The 19,751-nt window shown below is 75.7% G+C and carries 20 protein-coding genes; 5 read left to right on the forward strand and 15 right to left on the reverse strand.

Annotated elements, in window-relative coordinates; all coding sequences use genetic code 11:
• Positions 1 to 244: 244 nt before the first annotated feature.
• Positions 245 to 1,576, reverse strand: coding sequence for an MFS transporter (locus tag BMW27_RS03800; protein ID WP_091439265.1), 1,332 nt, complete (start codon positions 1,574 to 1,576; stop codon positions 245 to 247).
• Between the two features lie 304 nt (positions 1,577 to 1,880).
• On the opposite strand from BMW27_RS03800, the gene BMW27_RS03805 reads away from it, so the two are divergent.
• The 4 genes from BMW27_RS03805 (at position 1,881) to BMW27_RS03820 (ending at position 5,173) form a co-directional block, all read left to right on the forward strand.
• Positions 1,881 to 2,282, forward strand: coding sequence for a cupin domain-containing protein (locus BMW27_RS03805; RefSeq protein ID WP_012948266.1), 402 nt, complete (start codon positions 1,881 to 1,883; stop codon positions 2,280 to 2,282).
• A gap of 133 nt (positions 2,283 to 2,415) precedes the next feature.
• Positions 2,416 to 2,976, forward strand: coding sequence for a glycosyltransferase (locus BMW27_RS03810; protein ID WP_175486340.1), 561 nt, complete (start codon positions 2,416 to 2,418; stop codon positions 2,974 to 2,976).
• A gap of 128 nt (positions 2,977 to 3,104) precedes the next feature.
• Complete coding sequence (locus BMW27_RS03815) at positions 3,105 to 4,508, forward strand: sensor histidine kinase (protein ID WP_091439273.1); 1,404 nt, start codon at positions 3,105 to 3,107, stop codon at positions 4,506 to 4,508.
• Complete coding sequence (locus BMW27_RS03820) at positions 4,505 to 5,173, forward strand: response regulator (protein ID WP_091439276.1); 669 nt, start codon at positions 4,505 to 4,507, stop codon at positions 5,171 to 5,173. Before BMW27_RS03815 ends, BMW27_RS03820 begins: the two co-directional genes overlap by 4 nt.
• 181 nt (positions 5,174 to 5,354) lie before the next feature.
• Here the strand turns inward: BMW27_RS03820 and BMW27_RS03825 are convergent, their stop codons facing one another.
• Positions 5,355 to 6,623 carry a GAF domain-containing protein gene (locus tag BMW27_RS03825; RefSeq protein WP_091439279.1) on the reverse strand — a complete coding sequence of 423 codons (1,269 nt, stop codon included), beginning with the start codon at positions 6,621 to 6,623 and terminating at the stop codon, positions 5,355 to 5,357.
• 141 nt (positions 6,624 to 6,764) lie between these two features.
• Between BMW27_RS03825 and BMW27_RS03830 the strand changes: the two genes are divergently transcribed.
• Positions 6,765 to 8,588 (forward strand): flavin-containing monooxygenase, encoded by a 1,824-nt coding sequence (locus BMW27_RS03830; RefSeq protein ID WP_091439280.1) that lies wholly within the window; start codon positions 6,765 to 6,767, stop codon positions 8,586 to 8,588.
• 140 nt (positions 8,589 to 8,728) lie between these two features.
• Here BMW27_RS03830 and BMW27_RS03835 read toward each other — a convergent pair whose 3' ends face one another.
• From BMW27_RS03835 to BMW27_RS03890, 13 genes are all read right to left on the reverse strand, one after another.
• Positions 8,729 to 11,596 (reverse strand): CHAT domain-containing protein, encoded by a 2,868-nt coding sequence (locus BMW27_RS03835; protein ID WP_091439282.1) that lies wholly within the window; start codon positions 11,594 to 11,596, stop codon positions 8,729 to 8,731.
• Positions 11,596 to 12,009, reverse strand: a complete 414-nt coding sequence (locus tag BMW27_RS03840) for a CU044_2847 family protein (protein WP_091439285.1) — start codon at positions 12,007 to 12,009, stop codon at positions 11,596 to 11,598. The genes BMW27_RS03835 and BMW27_RS03840 overlap by 1 nt, the downstream gene beginning before the upstream one ends.
• A 297-nt stretch (positions 12,010 to 12,306) precedes the next feature.
• Positions 12,307 to 12,930: a GDSL-type esterase/lipase family protein gene (locus tag BMW27_RS03845; RefSeq protein ID WP_091439288.1), complete on the reverse strand. Its 624-nt coding sequence runs from the start codon at positions 12,928 to 12,930 to the stop codon at positions 12,307 to 12,309.
• Positions 12,931 to 13,131: 201 nt separating this feature from the next.
• Positions 13,132 to 13,902, reverse strand: coding sequence for a 3-oxoacyl-ACP reductase FabG (gene fabG / locus BMW27_RS03850; RefSeq protein ID WP_091439291.1), 771 nt, complete (start codon positions 13,900 to 13,902; stop codon positions 13,132 to 13,134).
• Positions 13,903 to 14,010: 108 nt separating this feature from the next.
• A complete protein-coding gene (locus BMW27_RS03855) occupies positions 14,011 to 14,430 on the reverse strand; it encodes a DUF350 domain-containing protein (RefSeq protein WP_091439295.1) in 420 nt (139 codons plus the stop codon).
• 153 nt (positions 14,431 to 14,583) lie between these two features.
• Positions 14,584 to 14,988 carry an AAA family ATPase gene (locus BMW27_RS03860; protein WP_091439298.1) on the reverse strand — a complete coding sequence of 135 codons (405 nt, stop codon included), beginning with the start codon at positions 14,986 to 14,988 and terminating at the stop codon, positions 14,584 to 14,586.
• A gap of 175 nt (positions 14,989 to 15,163) precedes the next feature.
• Positions 15,164 to 15,427 (reverse strand): hypothetical protein, encoded by a 264-nt coding sequence (locus BMW27_RS03865; RefSeq protein ID WP_091439302.1) that lies wholly within the window; start codon positions 15,425 to 15,427, stop codon positions 15,164 to 15,166.
• 88 nt (positions 15,428 to 15,515) lie between these two features.
• The gene (locus BMW27_RS03870; RefSeq protein WP_091439306.1) at positions 15,516 to 16,835 is read right to left on the reverse strand and encodes an AI-2E family transporter; all 1,320 of its coding nucleotides are present in this window, start codon (positions 16,833 to 16,835) and stop codon (positions 15,516 to 15,518) included.
• A 143-nt stretch (positions 16,836 to 16,978) separates the two neighbouring features.
• On the reverse strand, positions 16,979 to 17,389 hold the full coding sequence (locus BMW27_RS03875) for an ankyrin repeat domain-containing protein (RefSeq protein WP_091439308.1): 411 nt from the start codon (positions 17,387 to 17,389) through the stop codon (positions 16,979 to 16,981).
• 196 nt (positions 17,390 to 17,585) lie between these two features.
• Entirely contained in the window at positions 17,586 to 18,332 is a 747-nt protein-coding gene (locus tag BMW27_RS03880) for a dienelactone hydrolase family protein (protein WP_091439310.1), read from the reverse strand.
• Positions 18,333 to 18,377: 45 nt separating this feature from the next.
• Positions 18,378 to 18,923, reverse strand: coding sequence for a hypothetical protein (locus BMW27_RS03885; protein ID WP_091439314.1), 546 nt, complete (start codon positions 18,921 to 18,923; stop codon positions 18,378 to 18,380).
• Between the two features lie 77 nt (positions 18,924 to 19,000).
• Entirely contained in the window at positions 19,001 to 19,138 is a 138-nt protein-coding gene (locus BMW27_RS23220) for a hypothetical protein (protein ID WP_175486342.1), read from the reverse strand.
• Positions 19,135 to 19,722: a hypothetical protein gene (locus BMW27_RS03890; protein WP_091439317.1), complete on the reverse strand. Its 588-nt coding sequence runs from the start codon at positions 19,720 to 19,722 to the stop codon at positions 19,135 to 19,137. Before BMW27_RS03890 ends, BMW27_RS23220 begins: the two co-directional genes overlap by 4 nt.
• Positions 19,723 to 19,751 lie beyond the last annotated feature (29 nt).

The raw sequence follows: 19,751 nt of genomic DNA on the forward strand, positions 1-19,751 counted from the left end.
GACCAGGGCCGCCAGGAGGAGTCCCGCGCTCCCGGGCCGCGGGCGAGACGGCCTCGTCCGCCACCTGCGTGCTGGGTCCACCACAGGGGGTGGTCAGCTCCCTGCAGGGTCCCGCCGGCCCCGTCCAGGGGCTCGCCGCGAGGCCCCGTCCCGGGCCCCGCCCTGAGCCTGCGAAGGGTGGGGAGGACGGGGTCCTTCCACGGTGCGGAGGACGGGGCCCTCCCACGAGCGGCAGGGGCCTTCCTCAGTGGTAGGCAGAGCCCCCGCGCAGCCGGGCGCCCACGGCGGCGCCGAGCGGCGCCAGGACGACGCCGTCTCGGGCCAGCCGCGCCCGCAGCTCCCGACGGTGGCGCAGCACGCCGACGAACCCGATCGCCCAGAAGAGGTACTGGGTGGCGAACGCGGCGCGGAAGGCGTCCAGCGAGTAGCCGGTCGAGCCGCCCGGGGTCAGCAGGTCGAGCACGGCGCCCACGGCCAGGACGGTGAGCAGCGAGGCGACGAAGCCGCCGACGTTGACCACGCCGCTCGCGCTGCCCTGCCGCTCGGCGGGGTTCCAGGTGCGGGCGAAGTCGAAGCCGATCATCGAGCCGGGGCCGTTGGTGCCCAGGACGACGACCAGCAGCACCAGCAGCGGCAGCGGCGCGCGCCCGGGCCACAGCAGCACGACGGTCCAGGTGACCGCGGTGGCGACGAGGATGGCGAACACCAGCGACGAGCGGCGCAGCGGCCAGCGGCCGCACAGCCGGCCGAAGAGCGGGCCGACGCCGATGCCGACCACCACCAGCAGGGTCAGCAGGCCTGCCGCCGTGGCCGGGCTCAGGCCCTGGCCGAGGACCAGGAAGGGGTAGCCCCACAGCAGCGCGAAGACGGTGCCGGAGAACTGGGTGACCAGGTGGGTGTACAGACCGATGCGGGTGCCCGGTTCCTGCCAGGTCAGCGCCAGGCTGCGCCGGACCTCGGCGAGCCCGGCCGGTGGGGCCAGCACGGTGCCGGGGGGCACGTCGCGCAGCGCGACGAGCACCAGGACGGCGACGAGCACGCTGACCGCGGCCCCGCCGAGGAAGGTGGACTCCCAGGACGTCGCGTGCAGCAGCGCGACCAGCGGGTAGGCCGCGGCGATCTGCCCGAACTGGCCGAGGATGCCGGTGAGCTGGGTGATCAGCGGGACCGTCCGGCCGGGGAACCAGAAGCCGACCACGCGCAGCACGCTGACGAAGGTCATCGCGTCACCGGCGCCGACGAGCACCCGCGCGGCGATGGCCGTCGGCACGTCTCCCGCCAGCGCCAGCGTCGCCTGCCCCGCGGCCATGGTGAGCGCGCCCGCCAGGATCAGCCGCCGGGACCCGAACCGGTCCAGCGCCACACCCACCGGCACCTGCATGGCGGCGTAGACCACCAGCTGCAGCACCAGGAACAGCGAGATGGCCGAGGCGCCGGCGGAGAACCGCTCCTGCGCCTCCACCCCGGCGACGCCGAGGGAGGCGCGGTGGAAGACGGCGACGGTGTACGCGGCGAGGGCGACCAGCCACACGGCGTAGGCACGGGCGGTCGGGCGGGCGTAGGTCGCGGTCGTCACCTCAGGGACGACGCCGCGAGCGCCGCCGTCCCTTCCCCGTCGCCCCGGTGAGTTCGATCACCACCCCCTGTGTGCCCGACCGGGACACGCCGCGGAGCCGCCCCGGGCGGGCCCGTCCGGCGGCTCAGGCCCCCGGGTCCGTCCGAGCACGCCGAGGCGGGGAGGCCTCCTCCGCAGAGGTGGGAGGACGGTCCCCAGGGCAGGAATGACCGACGCGGGCGGGGGGCAGGAGGGACGTCGTCCGCCGGGCCCGATCGGGCCGCGGCCGCACAGACCCGTGCCCGACCGACGAGAGGAGCCCTCGATGGCGTCCGTCATCCACTACACCATCGCGACCGAGGCGGAGAAGTACGCCGACTTCCGCCGCGTGCTGTGGACCGGCAAGAACACCCAGCTGGTCATCATGACCATCCCGCCGGGCGGTGAGATCGGCGAGGAGGTGCACGAGGACATCGACCAGATCCTCACCTTCGTCAGCGGCACCGGTGAGGCGAAGATCTCCGGGTCCACGAAGCAGGTGGCGCAGGGCGACCTGGTCGTCGTCCCCGCCGGCACGAAGCACAACTTCGTCAACACCGGCCCGAACCCGCTGGTCCTCTACACCGTCTACGGCCCGCCGGAGCACGCCGACGGCGCGGTGCACAAGACCAAGGAGGAGGCCGACGCGGCCGAGGAGGCCGGCAAGGACGAGCCGCCGACCGGGTGAGCACCGGGCGGGGGGTGGTCACCACCCCCCGCCCGGCCCCGCTCCGGCACCGCGGGGTCGTACGACCCCCGTCCAGGTGCGGCACCGACCGGCGTGCTGGTGCAGTGACCCCGTCCTGACGGGAGGGGGAACCTTGGCGACGGTCCCCGGTGCGCCGCGCCGGCTGCTGTGCGTGGCGCCGCTCGTGCCCGCCGGCGGGGTCGACACGCTGCTGACGGCGTTCGGCATCCTCGCCGGCGACCGCCCGGACCTGACCGTGCAGGTGGTCGGCGGCGGCCCGCTGTCCCGGGCCCTGCGCGCGCACGCCGACCACCTGGGGGTGGCCGACCGGGTCGTCTTCTGCGGCCCGATGCGCGCGCCGGCGGTCCGGACCGCGGTGCGCAGGTGCGCCGTCCTGGTGCTGCCGCACCGGGACCACGGCGCGGGCGCGGGACCGGCCGCCGACGTGGCCCTGCTCGAGGCCCGGGTGACCGGCTGTCCCGTGGTGGCCACCCGGCAGGCCGCGCCGCACCTCACCTCGCGGGTCGCGGGCTCGCTGGTCCCGGCGGGCGCCCCGACCGCACTGGCCCAGGCACTCGAGGCCACGCTGGGCGTACCGGTCCGGACCGATCCCGGCGCCTCCGCAGCGACCGCCTCGACGCCGGGTGGCGACCGGCACCTCCTGCGCCGGGCCTGGAACCGGGTCGTCCGGTGAGCCCCGCGGGGCCGGCCGCCGTCCGCCCGTCCGGGTCACCCCACCCGCCCGCCCCTTGTGCACCGGCGCCCCGGGGTGGCACAACTCCCCGGCAGGCCCTTCCCGCGTCTGCGCGAGGAGGGGGCGCGATGGCGACGGACCTCACGGCGGCCGCCGCGCCGTCCGAGGCCCCGGGATGGGTCCCGCTCGGGAACGGCACCGCCGCCACCCGGTCCGGGCCGGCGTCCCCGTCGGTGGGCCGGGTCGTCCTCCGGTTCGTGCTGGCCAACCTGATCGCCGTCGTCCTGCTGATCGCCGGGGGCCTCTGGGCCAGTGTGGGCGCCGCCGAGGACGAGGCCCTGGCCGACGCCCGCCGCACCACCGACCTGCTGGCCGCCGTCCTCGTGCAGCCCCTGGTCAGCGACGGGCTGACCAGGGGCGACCCCGCGGCGGTCGTCGCCGTCGACGCCGCGCTCCGTGGCCGCCTGGCCGACACCGCCGTCCTCCGGCTCAAGGTCTGGACCGCCGACGGCCGGGTCGTCTACTCCGACGAGGCCCGCCTGATCGGCCGGACCCACCCCCTCGACGAGACCGGCCGGCAGACCCTGCGCGACGGCGTCACCCGGGCCGCGGTCAGCGACCTCGCCCGCCCCGAGAACCGGTTCGAGCGCTCGGCCGGCCGGCTGCTGGAGGTCTACGGGCAGATCGACGGGCCCCGGGGACAGCCGCTGCTGCTGGAGACCTACTCCGCCTACGACGAGGTCACCGAGCGGCGGTTCGAGGTCTGGGCGGAGTTCGCCCCGATCTCCCTGGTCGTGCTGCTGACCCTGGTGGCGGTGCAGCTCCCGCTGGCCCGGCGCATGGTGACCCAGCTGCGGGCGACCCAGCAGGAACGGGAACTGCTGCAGGCGCGGGCGCTGGACGTCTCGACCGAGGAGCGCCGGCTGATCGCGGGCAGCCTGCACGACGGGATCGTGCAGGACGTCTCCGCCTCGGCGCTGCTGGTCGCGCGCGCCGCCGACGACCTGCGTGCCACCGGCGCGGGACGACGCGAGCGGCAGGCCGCCGAGGTCCTCGGGCAGGCCGCCGGGGCGTTGCGGGAGTCGGTCGGCTCGCTGCGCTCCCTGCTCGTGGAGATCCACCCGCCGACGCTCGAGCGGGCCGGCCTGCCCGGCGCCCTCGCCGACCTGGCCGCGAGGCTGCGGCCGCGCGGCATCGAGGTCCGGCTGGGCGTCCCCGAGGACCTCGAGACCGAACCGGCGACCGCTGCGCTGCTGCTCGGGACGGTCCAGGAGGCGCTGCGCAACGTGGGCAAGCACGCCCGCGCCCGGTGCGTCGACGTCACCGTCCAGCAGCGGACGGGGCGGCTGGTCCTCGAGGTCACCGACGACGGCATCGGCTTCGACGCCGACCCGGTGGTGCGGCGGCCGCGGGCCGGGCACCTCGGGCTGCGCCTGCTGGCCGACCGCGCCACGGCGGCGGGCGCCACCCTCGCCGTGCGGACCGCCCCGGGGGCCGGGACGAGCCTGCGGCTGGAGGTCCCCACCCCGTGATCGACGTCCTGGTCGTCGACGACCACGCGCTCATGCGCTCCGGGCTCTCCGGCCTCATCGCCGCCGCCGGCGACATGCGCGTCGTCGGCACCGCGGCCGACGGCGCCGAGGCCGTCGAGGAGGTGGCCCGGTTGACGCCGCACGTGGTGCTCATGGACCTGTCCATGCCGGTGCTGGACGGCGTCGCCGCCACCCGCCGCATCGTCGAGGAGCACCCGTCCGTCGAGGTGCTGGTGCTGACCTCCTTCTCCGACCGGCAGCGGGTCATCGAGGCCCTGGACGCCGGCGCCAGTGGCTACGTGCTCAAGGACACCGAGCCGGCCGACCTGCTCGCCGCGATCCGCTCGACCGCCCGCGGCCACTCGCCGCTGGACCCCCGCGTGGCCCGCACGGTGCTGCACGCCCGGCGCAGCCCCGCCCGGGCGGCCGAGCTCACCGAACGGGAGCAGGAGGTGCTGGCCCTCGTCGGCCACGGCCTGGCCAACAAGCAGATCGCCCGCCGGCTCGGCATCCGGGAGAGCACCGTCAAGGCGCACCTGACCAGCGTCTTCCAGCGGATCGGCGTCCGCGACCGCACCTCCGCAGCGCTGTGGGCCCGCACCCACCTGCCGGAGGGGTCCGACGCGCCGGCCCGGTCCCCTGCAGGGTCACGCCGCGAACCCTGACGGCCTCCTCGCAGGACCGAGGGCCCCGTCCCCCTCACCGTGGAAGGACCCCATCCTCCCCACCCTCCGCAGGCTCAGGGCAGGCCCCGGGACGGGGCCGGCGGCGAGCCTCGGGACGGGCCTGGCGCGAGTCCGCGAGTGGTGGGGGCACGGGGGTCCTCAGCGGGGTGGGGGTCCCTGCTCAGCCCCGTCGCAGACCCTCCACCAGCGGTGCGGTCGACGCCGGGAGCAGGCGGGCGACCGGGGTCGGCAGCCGGACCTCCACGGCGACGTCCTCGTCGACCCGGTAGGGCTGGGTGAGCAGCACCGAGCCCAGGGTGCGGCGCAGCCGCGAGACCTCGGCGCGCACGGTCACCGTGCGGGTCGGGTCGGCGAAGAGGTCCGCGGCGAGCGCGGCGGCCGAGCGGCCGGCCGGGTGCCGGGTGAGGGCCAGCAGGATCTCCGCGTGCCGCAGGCTGAGCCCGGCCGTCCAGCTGCCGCTGGCCCCGGTCACCTGCACCTGCGGGCGGGCGCCGGTCAGGTCGAGCACCAGCCCCGCGGGCCGGTCGTCGTCCCCGGGGCCCTGCGGGCGCAGCAGCCAGCCACCCGGCAGCGGCTCGACGGTGCACCGGCCCAGCGCCGGCACCCACGCCGCGCCCGGGCGCACCTCCTCGGGCAGCACGACGCGGTCGGGTGCGGCCAGGCCGGTCGCGGCGGCGGTGCACCCGTCGACGCCCACGACCAGCGCCGGGCCGGTCAGCCGGGCCAGGATCGGCGCGGCCAGCGCCCGCAGCCGCTCGACGTGCCGGGTGCGGGCGCGGAGGAGCTCCTGCCCGGCCAGCAGGGCGACGGCGTCGACCAGCGCGATCGTGCTCGGGTGCACCGTCGAGGCCGGGCCGGAGAGGTCGACCACCCCCAGCACCCGGCCGGTGACCGGGTCGCGCAGCGGAGCAGCGGCGCAGGTCCAGGGCTGGTGCCCCTCGGCGTAGTGCTCGCCGGCGTGCACCTGCAGCGCCGCGCGGACCACCACGCTGGTGCCGATGGCGTTGGTGCCGACCACGTCCTCGTCCCAGGACGACCCCTCCACGAAGCCCAGCCGGTCGGCCCGCCGGCGCACCTCGGCACCGCCCTCCCGCCACAGCACGCGGCAGCCGGCGTCCCCCACCACCAGCACCTGACCGGCGTCGCGCGCCACCGGCAGCAGGCGCTCGCGCAGCAGCGGCAGCAGCGGGGCCAGCCCGCTCTCGGCCCGGCGGCGCTCCAGCTCGGGCCCGTCCAGCGGGGCGACGTCCGGCGCCCCGGAGGGGTCCAGGCCGCTGCCGCGGACCCGGCGCCAGGACGCGCCGATGACCGGCCGGGGCGCGGCCGGCGGCGTGCCGCCGGCCAGGGCCGCGGCGCGCACCCGCGCCAGCAGCCGGGTGTGCACCCGGGGGTCGGCTCCCGGGGGGAGAGCGCTCTGGACGACGGTCATGGGCCGCTCCTCCGCTGTGACCTGCGCCACGACGATATGCCGTGCAACCCCCTGCAACGCCTCCCGGCGCCTCGTCCGGGCGGGTCTGCTGGTCCACGACGCACCGGCGACCCCGCCCGCGACGACGCAGGAGGCGCACCCATGACGCAGACCGCCGAACGACCCGGCACCACCGGCTCCCCCGCCGACCGCACCGACGCCTGGCTGGCCGCGTTCGAGGACGCGCTCACCGCGCGCGACGTCGACCGCGCGGCGGGGATGTTCGCCGCGACGAGCTTCTGGCGGGACCTGATCGCCTTCACCTGGAACATCACCACGGTCGAGGGCCCGGACGGCGTCCGCGACCTGCTCGGCGCCACCCTCGAGACCACCGGCCCGCGCGGCTTCCGCACCTCCGAGGAGCCGACCGAGGCCGACGGGGTGACCACCGCCTGGATCGAGTTCGAGACCGCCGTCGGCCGTGGGCGCGGGCACCTGCGCCTCCAGGAGGGGGGCAGCAAGGCGTTCACCCTGCTGACCACCCTGTACGAGCTGAAGGGCCACGAGGAGCCGCTGCGCCAGCGCCGGCCGATGGGCGCCGAGCACGGCGCGAACAAGGAGCGCAGGACCTGGCGGGAGCGCCGCGAGCAGGAGGAGGCCGAGCTCGGGTACACCACCCAGCCCTCCGTGCTGGTCGTCGGGGGCGGGCAGGGCGGCATCGCCCTCGGCGCCCGGCTGCGGCAGCTCGGCGTCCCCGCCCTGGTGATCGACAAGCACGCCCGCCCCGGCGACCAGTGGCGCAGCCGCTACAAGTCGCTGTGCCTGCACGACCCGGTCTGGTACGACCACCTGCCCTACCTGAAGTTCCCGGACAACTGGCCGGTCTTCTCGCCCAAGGACAAGATCGGCGACTGGCTCGAGTCCTACGTCAAGGTCATGGAGGTGCCCTACTGGGGCAGCACCCTGGCGCGCTCGGCCAGCTACGACGAGCAGACCGGCGAGTGGACCGTCGAGGTCGAGCGCGACGGGCAGCCGGTCACGCTGCGCCCGAAGCAGCTGGTGCTGGCCACCGGCATGTCCGGCAAGCCGAACGTCCCCCGGCTGCCGGGCCAGGACGTCTTCCGCGGCGAGCAGCACCACTCCTCGGCCCACCCCGGGCCGGACGAGTACAAGGGCAAGAAGGTCGTCGTCGTCGGCAGCAACAACTCGGCGTTCGACATCTGCGGGGCGCTGTGGGAGATCGGCGCCGACGTGACCATGGTGCAGCGCACCTCGACGCACATCGTCAAGAGCGACAGCCTGATGGAGATCGGCCTCGGCGCGCTCTACAGCGAGGAGGCGCTGGCCAACGGTGTCACGACCGAGAAGGCCGACCTGACCTTCGCCTCGATCCCGTACCGGATCATGCACGAGTTCCAGATCCCGCTGTACGAGCAGATGAAGGAGCGCGACGCCGACTTCTACCGCCGGATGGCGGACGCCGGGTTCTGGCTGGACTGGGGCGACGACGGCTCGGGGCTGTTCATGAAGTACCTGCGCCGCGGCTCGGGCTACTACATCGACGTGGGCGCCGCCGAGCTGGTGGCCGACGGCGAGGTGGAGCTGGCGCACGGCCAGGTCGACCACCTCACCGAGGACGCCGTCGTCCTCCAGGACGGCACGGAGCTGCCCGCCGACCTCGTCGTCTACGCCACCGGCTACGGGTCGATGAACGGCTGGGCGGCCGACCTCATCTCCCAGGAGGTCGCCGACACGGTGGGCAAGGTGTGGGGTCTGGGGTCGGACACCACCAAGGACCCGGGGCCGTGGGAGGGCGAGCAGCGCAACATGTGGAAGCCCACCCAGCAGCCGGGGCTGTGGTTTCACGGCGGCAACCTGCACCAGTCCCGGCACTACTCGCTGTACCTGGCGCTGCAGCTCAAGGCCCGCCAGGAGGGCATCCCCACCCCGGTCTACCGCCTGCAGGAGGTGCACCACACCTCCTGAGCCGCTCCCCCGCTCCACCGACGACCAGGTGAGCTGATCACCGCGGCTCCTGGCTCACGACCCGTCCTGAGCCAGGAGCCGCGACGGTGGGCCTGGATGGTGCAGGGCGCCCTCGAGGCGGTTCTGGCGGCGCCGTCCGGTCAGCCGTCGAGATCGAGCACCCGGACGGTGCCGTCGTTCAGGTTGGTCACGTAGCCGCGTGACCCGTCGGGCAGCACCGCGACCGAGGTCGGGGCGTCGCCGATGGGGATCCTCGCCGTGGTGCTCCAGTCGCCGGCCGCGATGACCGAGAGCGTGTCCGCGTCGACGCTGGTGACGTAGGCGAACTGTCCGTCGGGCGCCCAGGTGATGTCCTGAGGCCCCGCCTCGACCGGGATGCTGGTCACGACCGTGTCCGTGCTCGTGTCGATCACCGTGACCGTGTCGGCGTCGTAGTTGACGTTGGCGACCAACGGCCGAGCAGGGTGCACTGCCACGCGGTGCGGGCCCGCGTCGACCGGCACCTCCCGGAGCACGGTGTCCGTCGTGGTGTCGAGGACCGTGACGACGTTGGAGGTGTGGTCGGCGACGTAGGCCCGCGTGCCGTCGAGGGTGAACTCGACGGAGTGCGGCAGAGGCGGCACCGGGATCTCGGTCAGCACCTCGTACGCCCCGGCGTCGATGACCACGACGGTGTCCGGACCCTCGACGGGTACGAAGACCCGGCCCCCGTCGCGGGTGACCGCGGGTGACCACGGTTTGCCGTCCAGGGGGATGGTCTCGATCATCTTCCACGTCCGGGTGTCGAGGACGCCGAAGGCCCCGTCCCTGGTGTCCTCGTCGTACAGGCTGAGGTAGGCCGTCCGGCCGTCCGCGGAGAACACCACGAACTGCGGCGGGCCCACCGGCACGGGGATCGTCCCGGTCACCCGGTCCAGCTCGGTGTCGACCACCGTGATGGTGCGGGCCGCGCGGTTGGCGACGTAGAGCTGGGCCCCGCTCGGTGAGGCCACCGCGTAGCCGGGTGTCTCGCCCACGGGGATGATCGCGCCGGCCGACGGGATCGGCACGCTCGGGGACACCGGTGGCGGGCCGGAGCTGGTGGGCGCGGTGGGCCCCGGGGAGGTGGCTTCGGACGCGATCGTCCGGGCCGGGTCGCCTTGCTGGCCCAGCCGCTGTCGGTCGATCGCCACGAACACCGCTCCGCCGGCCACCACGACCAGCAGGACGACCGCGATGAGGAGCCACCGGTTCACCGGTGGCGGCTGGGGACCGGGCGCCGGCACGGGCACCTGCCCCGACGGCGGGGACGGCGGCGGCCTCGAGGACGGCGGCGGCGGTGTCGGCGGCGGCGGTGTCGACGGCGACGGTGTCGACGGCGACGGTGGCGACGGCGACGGTGGCGTCGGCGCCGATGCGGACGCCGACGCGGGCGTCCCGTCGGCCGAGCTGTCCCTCGTCGACGTCCGGGGGGCCGTCGGGGTGACCGAGGTGGCGTCCTCCCGGCCCGGCCTCGCCTTCACCCGGGCCCGCGGCGCCGGGGCCTTGCGGGTCCGAGGAGGCTCTGGAGCGGCGGCCGGCGCGGGGCTCCCGGCTGCCGTGCCGGCCTGGTCGCCGGATCGACGCCGCTCGCCCGGTCCCCGCCCGGGTGCGGTGGCGTCGTCGGCGCGGTCGTGCTGTCGGTCCCCGACCGTCGGTCCGGCGTCCTCCCGTGCGGGGTCGTCGGTGGTGACCGGGACGTCCTGCCGTGCCCGTGCTGCCTCGAGGGACCGGGCGGTCCCGGGCGGCTGTCCGGGGTCCGGCCGCGGGGCCGGGAGCACGCCCGGGGCGGGCTCCGGCGCGATCCCGCGGACGGCCGCCGGAGCGACCTCCGGGGGGACGGGGCCGGCGGGCGCCGCTCCGGCGGCGTCCGACCGGGGGGCGACGTCGAAGATGCGTCCGTCGGGGGCGCGCAGGTACAGCACCGGCGTGCCCCACTCGACCTGGTTCGGCTGGAGCCGGATGGCCTTGCGGGCCTCGGCCATCGCCGCGTCGAGCGGGTAGCCGTCGGCGACGGCCTCGTAGAAGCCGCGGGTGAAGACGATGGCGGCCCGGTCGGTGATCTCGAACTGCATGGCGACCACGGCGGGGATGCCCTGGTAGACCAGGCTCTGCGCGGTCCCCGAGTAGGGGTCCGTGCGGCCGCCCCGGGCGCCCTCGCACGAGTTGAGCAGGGCCAGGCGCAGGGTGCGGTGGTCGTGCAGGAGGGCGCCGAGGTCGGAGCCGCTGATGGGCTGGGCCCGGCCGGTAGGCCCCTCCATGGCCAACTGCCCGTCCCCGAGCTCGCCGTCGTACCGCCCGTGACCGATGTAGTGGAAGACGTGGTGCTGACCCCGCCGCAGCTGGCGCTGCAGCTCGGTCATGGAGCCGTTCGGGGCCCGTTCGAGCCGGACCCGTCCGGCGTGCTGCAGGTCGTGCAGCGCCTCGTGCAGCCGGGTCCACTCGGCGTCCACGTCCAGGGGCGGGAAGTCGGAGGGGCTGGCGACCAGCACCAGGACACGCAATGGGGGTTGCACAGGCAGCGGGCGGATCCGCCCGGGGAGGTCGAGGTATCGCACCAGCGGGGTCCACTCGGACAGCGCCAGGAACCGGCGGGCGTCCCTGTCGTAGAGGTACTCCCAGGGCAGGTCGGCCAGCTCGGGTGAGTCGGTCAGCCGCAGCCGCACGCGCAGCCCGGCGTCCCGCCCCTCGGCCTGGTCCAGGCTCGCGGTCAGGGCACTACGCACCTGATCGCGGAAGACGGCGTCGAACAGCCGACCGCCGAAGTCGCGGACCGCGGTGGCCTCCGGTGCGTCCTCGCTGCGGACCAGGTACCGGCGTGGCCGACCGATCCGCAGCAGGAAGTTCTCCAGCTCCAGATCGGAGAAGGGCACGGTGACCGGCACCGGGCGGGTCTCGCCCACCGGGGAGTGCAGCACCCGGGCGCGGTAGCTGGTCGCCGACGCCGGTTCGACCAGCACGTCGAAGTCCAGGTACGTGCGCTCGGTCATCAGGGCGCCCCGGTCGTCGGGTCGCCCCGGCCGGACTCGGCCGGGGCGGGGCCCTGCCCGGCTGCCCGACCGGGTCGCCAGGTCATCGACACCGTGAAGTTGCCCGTGGAGCTGGCGCCGGCCACGAAGGCCCCCACCTCGGCGCTGAGCTCGATCCCGAAGTCGACCGTGATCTCCTCGGGGCTCTCCGCGACCGACCGCAGCCGGCGCACGAGCGCCTGCACGGCCGGCTGCACCCGACCGACGGCCTGCTCGAAGCTCTGCTGCGCCTGCAGCACCACCCGCTCGTCCCGGTCCCCCCACCCGCGGGTGACCTCACCGCCGTCGTGCCCGCCGGTCGCGGCGCCGTCCTCGGCGTGCACCAGCACGGTGCCGCCGCCCTCCAGCGGGAACTCCACGAGCCGCTTCGCCATGACCGATCCCCCATCCGCGAGCCGGGACACCGTCGTCCCGGTTCGGATGAGCTCCGGAGGAGCGCTCCTGATACCCCGCCGCGGGAGCCGGGCCGTGTGTCCGGCGTGCGCGGTGCCGCCCACGGACGCCCACCTCAGGCGCGGCCATGGACCGCCACGTCTCCCCCTCCGGACCGCATCCGTCCGAAATGACGCACCGGCGACGCTAGGGAGGTCGCCGGTGGCCGTCCAGGGGAATGCGTGCGTGGGGATCGCCGGATGACCGCGGGCCTCGACGGGCCTGCGTGGACCGAGGCCTCAGGCGGCGGCGCCGTCCCGGCGGGCGTGGGCGGCGGCGACGACGTGCGGGACCAGCGCCTGGGCGATGTGCGCGTAGCCGGCCGACGACGGGTGGAAGCGGTCGGCGGAGAAGAGCGCCGGGTCGGTGCCGAAGGCGGCCGCAACGGCTTCGGGGACGGCGGCCACCATCGCGCCGTTCGCGCGGGCGACCGCGGCCTGCTGGCGCTGCAGCGTCGCCGAGGCGACCTGGACCAGCGGCCGCAGCGCCGGGGGCACCCACGGCACCGTCGACATGTCCGGCGCCGGGACGACGACCACGTCGGTGCCGGCGGCGCGCAGGTCGGCCAGCGCGCTCGAGAGCGCCGCGGCCGACTGGGCCGGGGGCACCAGCCGCGCCAGGTCGTTGGCGCCGACCACCACCACGGCGAGGTCCACGCCGAGCGGCGCGGCCCGGCGGACCTGCGCGGCCAGGTCGCGCGACACCGCCCCCGGGACGGCCAGCACGGACAGTTCGACGTCGTAGCCGGCGTCGGTCAGGGCCGCGGCCAGCCGCGGGCCGAGGGCGTCGCGGGGGCCGGCCGCGCCGGAGCCGTACGCGAGGGAATCACCGATCAGGGCGAGGCGGAGAGACGTGCGGGTCACGGTTCGTACAACACCGGCGCACGCACCGCCATGCCCGGCCCGCAGACGCCACAGGGCCCGGCCGGGTGTGCTCCCGGCCGGGCCCTGTCGCGTCTCAGCCCCCCCTGCAGGTCCCCACCGCGAGCCTGGGAACGTGCTGGAACGGCCACCCTCCCGGGTCCCGCGCCGAGCGCGCGAGGCGTGGGGAAGGGTGGTCCTTCCTCAGGCCTTCGGGCCGCCGGCGGCGTAGACCACCTGGCCGGACACGAAGCCCGCACCCTCGCTCGCGAAGAACGACGCCAGGTGCGCGATGTCCTCGGGCTGGCCGACTCGCTGCACCGGGATCTCCTTGGCGGCGTAGGCGATGAAGTCCTCGAACGCGACGCCCATCCGGGCCGCGGTCGCCTTGGTCATCTCGGTCTGGATGAAGCCGGGCGCGATCGCGTTGGCGGTGACGCCGAACTTGCCGAGCTCGATCGCCAGGGTCTTGGTGAAGCCCTGCAGACCCGCCTTGGCCGTCGAGTAGTTGGCCTGGCCGCGGTTGCCCAGCGCCGAGGTGCTGGAGAGGTTGACGATCCGGCCCCAGCAGGCCTCGATCATGTGCTTCTGCACCGCGCGGGTCATGAGGAAGGCGCCGCGCAGGTGCACGTTCATGATCGTGTCCCAGTCGGCCTCGGTCATCTTGAACAGCATGTTGTCGCGGATGACGCCGGCGTTGTTGACCAACACCGTCGGGGCGCCCAGCTCGGCGGCGACGCGGCTGACCGCGGCCTCGACCTGCTCGGCGTCGCTGACGTCGGCGCCCACGGCCAGCGCGCGACCGCCGGCGGCCTCGATGGCCTCCACGGTCGCCTTGCCCGCGGCCTCCTCCAGGTCGAGCACGCCCACGGCGAACCCGTCCTGCGCCAGCCGCTTGGCGACGGCCGCACCGATGCCACGCGCGGCTCCGGTGACGATCGCCACGCGGGTGGCGGTGCTGTTCGACTCGCTCATGTGTTCGTCCCTCTCCGATGTCTGCGCCGTCCGGTGCGCTGGACCACACCGTACGGACCGGCTACGCGAGGCTACCGGCCGGTAGCGCGGTGGTGGCGGAGGCGCGGGTCAGGGCCAGGTGCTGGCGACGACGATGCCCGCGACGGAGAGCTGGACGGCGGCCAGGACCAGGCTCGCCGGGTGGAAGCTCACCTCGGTGACGTGCCGGCCCAGCTTGCCCGGGGTGAGCAGGTCGAGCACCAGGAACGCGACCGCCTGCAGCACCACCCCGAGCACGCCGAACACGACGGTGTACAGCAGCGCCTCGCCGAACCCGCTGGTGGCGTTGTTCCAGATGGCGCTGAAGATGACCAGCCCCTGGGCGAGGAACCCGGCGGCGAGCACGATGCCGGCGTTGACCGACCGCTCCTCGTGGATCTGCCGGCCGAGGTGGCCGGGGGTGAGCAGGTCGAGCACGAGGAAGCCGAGGGTCAGCAGCACGATGCCGACCCCGGTGTAGGCGACGGCGTAACCGATGCTGGCCAGCACGAGGGACCTCCGGGGGGACGCGGGACGGGCGGACGCCGGACGTGTCTACCGCACCGGCGTCCCCCGGCCTGCCCCGGCGTGCCGGATGCCCGCGCTGGTCAGCCGATGGTGACGCCCGCCGGCTCCCGCTCGCTGCGGTGCTCCTCGCGACCGTCAGCCGGCGGCGACCACGTCCACCCGGTCGAAGCCCTCCGCCGCCGACGGCGGCACGAACCGTGCTGCCGTGCCGTACAACCCGGCCAGCGGCACCCGGGCCCGCCCCTCCCGCGCGTCGTTGCGCGCGGCGCAGACGGGGACCGGCGTGTCCAGCCACACCGCCCGGACGCCGACGCCGGCCGCGCGGGCCGCCGCGACCAGCGGCGCCCGGTCCTCCGGTGCGGGGTTGGTGTTGTCGACCACGACGCTGCGGCCCTCGGCCAGCAGTTTGGCGACCACCCGCCGCTGCCGGGCCTCGCGGCGGCGGGCGTTGGGCCAGTGGTCCTTGCTCACGACGGTGTGCGTCGCGGCCAGGTGCTCACGCACCCAGGTCGACTTCCCGCTGCCCTGCAGGCCGGCCATGACGACCAGCTCCGGTCGACCCGGGACCGGAGCCCTGCTGCCGGGGCCCGGCGCGGCCCCGTCCCGGGCCTGCCCCGTCCAGGGGCTCGCCGCGGCCCCGTCCCGGGTGCCGCCCTGAGCGTGCGAAGGGTGGGGGGGACGGGGTCCTCCCACGGGGAGGGGCAGGGGTCCCCGCTCAGGCGGTCTGGCGCAGCGGCGTCACGTCGGCGTCGTCGTCCAGCGCGAGCCGGGGCGCCGGGTGCTCGACGAGCGCCAGGACCCGGCCGGCCATGAACCGGGCGGTGCGGACGGCGGTGCCGCCCCGGGTGGTCTCGGTGACCTCCACCAGCCCGCGGCCGTGGCTCACGTCCACCCGCCGCCCGGCGCGGGTGGCCTCGATCTCGTAGGTGCGGGTGTCCCCGCCGGCGTCGATGACGATCTCGACACGGTCGCCCTTCATCGCGTCCTCCAGACGTCGCGCCGGGCGACGTGCCCGACATGGGGACAACGTCCTCCTGGGGTACGACATTCCGGGCTGACCTGCGGTTTCAGTCCTCCGACGGGCGCCGGTGCGGCCGCGGGACGTGTAGCGCGCGGACCGAGGCGAGGGCCGCGCGGCGGGCGTTCGCGCGCTGCCGGGCCCGGCTGGTCCGGGGGGCTCTGGGCTCCTCGCGCAGCAGCGCGTCGAGCCAGTGCCCGCGGGGGTCGACGTCCACGAGCAGCGCCTTGAGCAGCAGGGTCAGCGGGATGGCCAGCAGCGCCCCCAGCGCGCCGAGCACCCAGCCCCAGAAGAGCAGTGCCACGAAGGTGACCGTCATCGACAGCCCCACCGAGTCACCGACGAACCGCGGCTGGATCAGCGTCTGGACGACGAAGTTGAGCAGCGCGTAGACCGCGACGACCGTCCAGAACTCGGTCCAGCCGCCGTCGAGCAGTGCCAGGATCGCCGGGGGCACCAGACCCAGCACGAACCCGATGTTGGGCACGTAGTTGGTGACGAAGGACAGCAGCCCCCACACCACCGGCAGCGGGATGCCGATGATCGCCAGCGCGATGCCGTCGCCGACGGCCACGACACCGCCGAACACCGTGCTGACCCAGAGGTAGCTGCGGGTGCCGCGGGCGAACAGGCCGAGCGCGATCGGCAGGTGCGGCCGGTCGGCGGCGACCAGCGCCAACCGCCGGCCGAACCCGCCGGACTCGATGGAGAGGAACACCAGCGCCGCCAGCAGCAGGACCAGCGTGGAGGCGGCGTCGGTGGCCCGGGACAGCACACCGGTGGCCACGCCCACCAGCTGGCTGTAGTCGAACTGCGCCACCAGGTCCGAGAGCTGGCCGGAGACGATGCCGCGGTCGTTGAGGTCGGCGACGACCGAGGCGATGAGCGCCTCCGCCTCGCCGGCGTAGTTGGGCAGCAGTGCCGCGAACTGGGCGATCGAGACCACCAGGAGGGCGACGAAGCCCAGCAGGACGGTCCAGACCAGTAGGAGCAGCACCGTGGCGCTGGCCCACCGCGGCCAACCGTGCCGCTGCAGGAAGCGCTGCACCGGCGTGAGGGCGATCACCACGACCAGGGCCAGCAGCACCGGACCGACCAGCCAGGCGATCGAGCGCACCCCGGCGATCGCGATCGTCGCGGTGGCGGCACCGATCAGCAGCACCATCCAGCGCGGCATGCCGCCGGTCGGCGGCCCCAGCGCGACCTCGGGCAGGACGTCGGCCTGGGTCTCCGTGACCGCGGCGGCGTCCGCCGCGGCCTGGGCCTGGACGGCCGCGGTCTGCACCTCCGCGGCGGCGGCCGGCGGCACGCCAGTGGCCCCGCTGGTCACCGGGAGGTCGTTCCGCGGGACACCCCGCTGCGCGGTCACCGTCGGATTCCTCAGCCCGCGGCCCGGGCCGGCGAGCCGGCGGTGGCGGCGCCGGGCGGCGCCGGGTGGGTTACGACCACGTGCCCTCCTCTGCAGAACGCCGGGCTCACGGGCTGCCACCCTCGCACGCCCGGCCGGCCGGCTCAGGGACGCGCACGGTCCAGCAGCGCGGTCATCGCCGGCAGGTCGAAGAACGCCGCCGTCTCCCGGGCGGTCGGGCCGCCGGCGTCCGGGTCGGCACCCGCCGCGAGCAGCGCGCGGACGGTCCGCTCCGACTGCTTGAACACCGCCGCGGCCAGCGCCGTCTGGCCCCGGTCGTTCACCCGGCCGACGTCGGCGCCGCGGTCCAGCAGGGCGGCGACCGTCTCCGGGTGGCCGTGGTAGGCGGCCAGGATGAGCAGCGAGTCGCCCTTGTCGTTGGTCAGGTTCGCCGGCACCCCGGCGTCGACGTAGGCGGCCAGCTCCTCGGTGGCCCCGCCACGCGCCAGGTCGAAGACCCGCGCCGCCAGCTCGATGACACCCGGGTCGATCCCGCCGCTCCCCTGCTCGCTCATCGGTCCTCCTCACCGGCCCGGTGCTCGACGCCGCTCCGCCGTGCGGACCCTCGCCCGCCCGGACCCGACGTCGAGCCTAGGAGGTCCGGCCGACGGCGGGGGCGGCGCGGCGCTCAGCCGGCGGCGACGCCGGCCGGCTCCCGCGCGCCGGTCCGCTCCTCGCTCGCCGGCGCTCACTGCGGTGCTCCCGACGCCGTCAGCCGGCGGCCACCCGGTCGGTGAGGGCCAGCACCCGGCGCCAGACGTCGTCGCAGGCCTGCGCCCAGTCGCCGTGCGCGCCGTCGAAGAAGGAGTGCGGCGCCCCGTCGTAGACGGCGGTCTCCACCTCCGCGCCGCCCGACCGCAGCCGCTCGGCCAGCGCCAGCTGTGCCTCCACCGGGGTCGCGGCATCGGCCCCGGCGATCACCATGAGCGTCGGGCGGACGGCGGGGGCGTCCCCGCTCGTCTCGGGCTTGCCGTAGAAGCCGACGCAGGCGGCCAGGTCCAGGTCGCCGCCGGCCAGCCGCCAGGAGTGGCTGCCGCCGAAGCAGAAGCCCACGGTGACCACCGGCAGGTCGTCGCGGGTGCGCCCGCGCAGGTAGGCCACCGCCGCGGTGACGTCGGCGTCCACGCCGGCCGCGGTGACCTGCGGGATGTGGGTCCGCCAGTCGAAGTCCTGCCCGCGGGCACCGGTCTCCGGCAGCTCCGCCGTCCGCCCGAACCAGTCGACGGCCAGTGCCGGTAGCCCGGCCTCGGCGAACCGCTCGGCCAGCGCCACGTAGTACGGGTGCAGCCCACGGATGTCGGGGAGCAGGACCACGCCGACCTGCGCCGGGCCGGCCGGCGCGGCGTACGCAGCAGCGACCTCGGTGCCGTCGGTGGAGGTCAGGGTCAGCGTGCCGCGCTCGGCGACGTCGCCACCCCTCGGCGGTGCGGGCGGTCGGCTGTCGGTGTCGTGGCACATGCCGCCGGTTCTACCTGCGCACCCGGCAGGCCGCCCGGCGGGGGCTCAGGTGTCGGCGGCGGCGTCGGCCGGGGCGGCGGAGCCGCCGAAGACCTGCGCGGCGACCTCGCGGCGGACGTCGGCCAGCCAGTGGTGCTGCTCGTCGGCCTGGTCGATCAGCCGGTCGAACAGCGCCCTGTCGATGCGGGGGTCGGCCTCGGCCGCGGCGCGCAGCGTCTCGAACCCGGCCCGCTTGGCCAGCACGGCGGTCGCGATGAACTCGAACTCCACGAGGTCCGACAGCGGCGAGCGGGACAGCAGGTGCCCGTTGAACTTGGCCCGGGAGACCTTCTCGCCGAGCCAGACCGCGGCCTGCTTGTACTGCCGCACCGGCAGGCCGAGGGCCGCCATCGTGCTGCGCAGCGACGTCCGCTCCTCGCGCAGCTCGTCGAGCAGTTGCTCCAGGCGGGGCTCGTAGGGGGTCCCCTGCCAGCGACCGAGCATGCGGCTGACCAGCTCGATGCCGCCGGTGGCCGAGGCCAGGTGGTCGTTGGTGTAGACGCCGAGCAGGTCGGCGTTGCGGATCCCGCCTGGCGCGGTCGGCTCGGACACGGGTGCTCCCGGGGATCGGACGGCAGAGGTGCGGAACCCATTCTCACCGTCCGGTGATCACCGCGCGCGGCGACCGGTCAGCTGCGCGGCAGCAGCGCGACGCCGGTGCACGCCGCCGCCCACATCACGCCGGCCGGCGGGCCGAGGGTGGACCGCTCGGCGGCGGCGGCCGGGGCCTCGAGCGCTGCGCAGCGGCCCGGACCGACGACGCTCACCCTGCCGCCCGGGTGAGCAGCCGCGCGGCCGTCGGCCGCAGTTCGCGCTCCAGCTCCCACAGCCCCGCGGTCAGCCGCTGGCCCACCGCCTGGCGGGAGACGCCGAGCGCGGCGGCGGCGGCGGCCTGGGTGCACCCGGCGCCCACGAGCTCGATCGCCTCCCACGCCGGGGCGCTGCGCCGCTGGACCACGACGGCCAGCGCGCTCAGCACCGCCTGCGCGTCACCGGCGTCGGGCGGGACGGCGCCACGCACCGCGAGCCGGACGCCGCGCTGCCTGGCCGCGTCGACCGCCCGGCGGGCGCAGAGGTAGGCCGCCCCGGCCCCGGCGCGGGTGCTGTCGGGCAGCGGCGCCTGCACCGTGCCGGCCCCGACACCGATGCTCCAGCCGCCCTCGCGCACCAGCCGCAGGACGAGGTCCACGACGACCACGGGGTCGGCCAGCACACCCTGGAACTCCTCGCCCGCCGTCCGCTCGAAGGGCCGCACGGTCGGGACGCCGTCCGTGAGCCGCCCCAGGAGGTCGGCGCCCCGGTCCGGAGTCCGGCGGCTGCCCTGCTGGTCGACGGTGAGCACGTACGGCATCGCGCGGACCTGACGTCCCTCCCGGCCTG

This window comes from Geodermatophilus poikilotrophus (genome assembly GCF_900111455.1).
Taxonomy (GTDB): Bacteria; Actinomycetota; Actinomycetes; order Mycobacteriales; family Geodermatophilaceae; genus Geodermatophilus; species Geodermatophilus poikilotrophus.

Coding starts and splice junctions, on each gene's coding strand:
- BMW27_RS03805 (WP_012948266.1), top strand. CDS start 1,881: ATGGCGTCCGTCATCCACTACACCATCGCGACCGAGGCGGAGAAGTAC.
- BMW27_RS03815 (WP_091439273.1), top strand. CDS start 3,105: ATGGCGACGGACCTCACGGCGGCCGCCGCGCCGTCCGAGGCCCCGGGA.
- BMW27_RS03825 (WP_091439279.1), bottom strand. CDS start 6,623: ATGACCGTCGTCCAGAGCGCTCTCCCCCCGGGAGCCGACCCCCGGGTG.
- BMW27_RS03830 (WP_091439280.1), top strand. CDS start 6,765: ATGACGCAGACCGCCGAACGACCCGGCACCACCGGCTCCCCCGCCGAC.
- BMW27_RS03835 (WP_091439282.1), bottom strand. CDS start 11,596: ATGACCGAGCGCACGTACCTGGACTTCGACGTGCTGGTCGAACCGGCG.
- BMW27_RS03840 (WP_091439285.1), bottom strand. CDS start 12,009: ATGGCGAAGCGGCTCGTGGAGTTCCCGCTGGAGGGCGGCGGCACCGTG.
- fabG (WP_091439291.1), bottom strand. CDS start 13,902: ATGAGCGAGTCGAACAGCACCGCCACCCGCGTGGCGATCGTCACCGGA.
- BMW27_RS03860 (WP_091439298.1), bottom strand. CDS start 14,988: ATGGCCGGCCTGCAGGGCAGCGGGAAGTCGACCTGGGTGCGTGAGCAC.
- BMW27_RS03865 (WP_091439302.1), bottom strand. CDS start 15,427: ATGAAGGGCGACCGTGTCGAGATCGTCATCGACGCCGGCGGGGACACC.
- BMW27_RS03875 (WP_091439308.1), bottom strand. CDS start 17,389: ATGAGCGAGCAGGGGAGCGGCGGGATCGACCCGGGTGTCATCGAGCTG.
- BMW27_RS03880 (WP_091439310.1), bottom strand. CDS start 18,332: ATGTGCCACGACACCGACAGCCGACCGCCCGCACCGCCGAGGGGTGGC.
- BMW27_RS03890 (WP_091439317.1), bottom strand. CDS start 19,722: ATGCCGTACGTGCTCACCGTCGACCAGCAGGGCAGCCGCCGGACTCCG.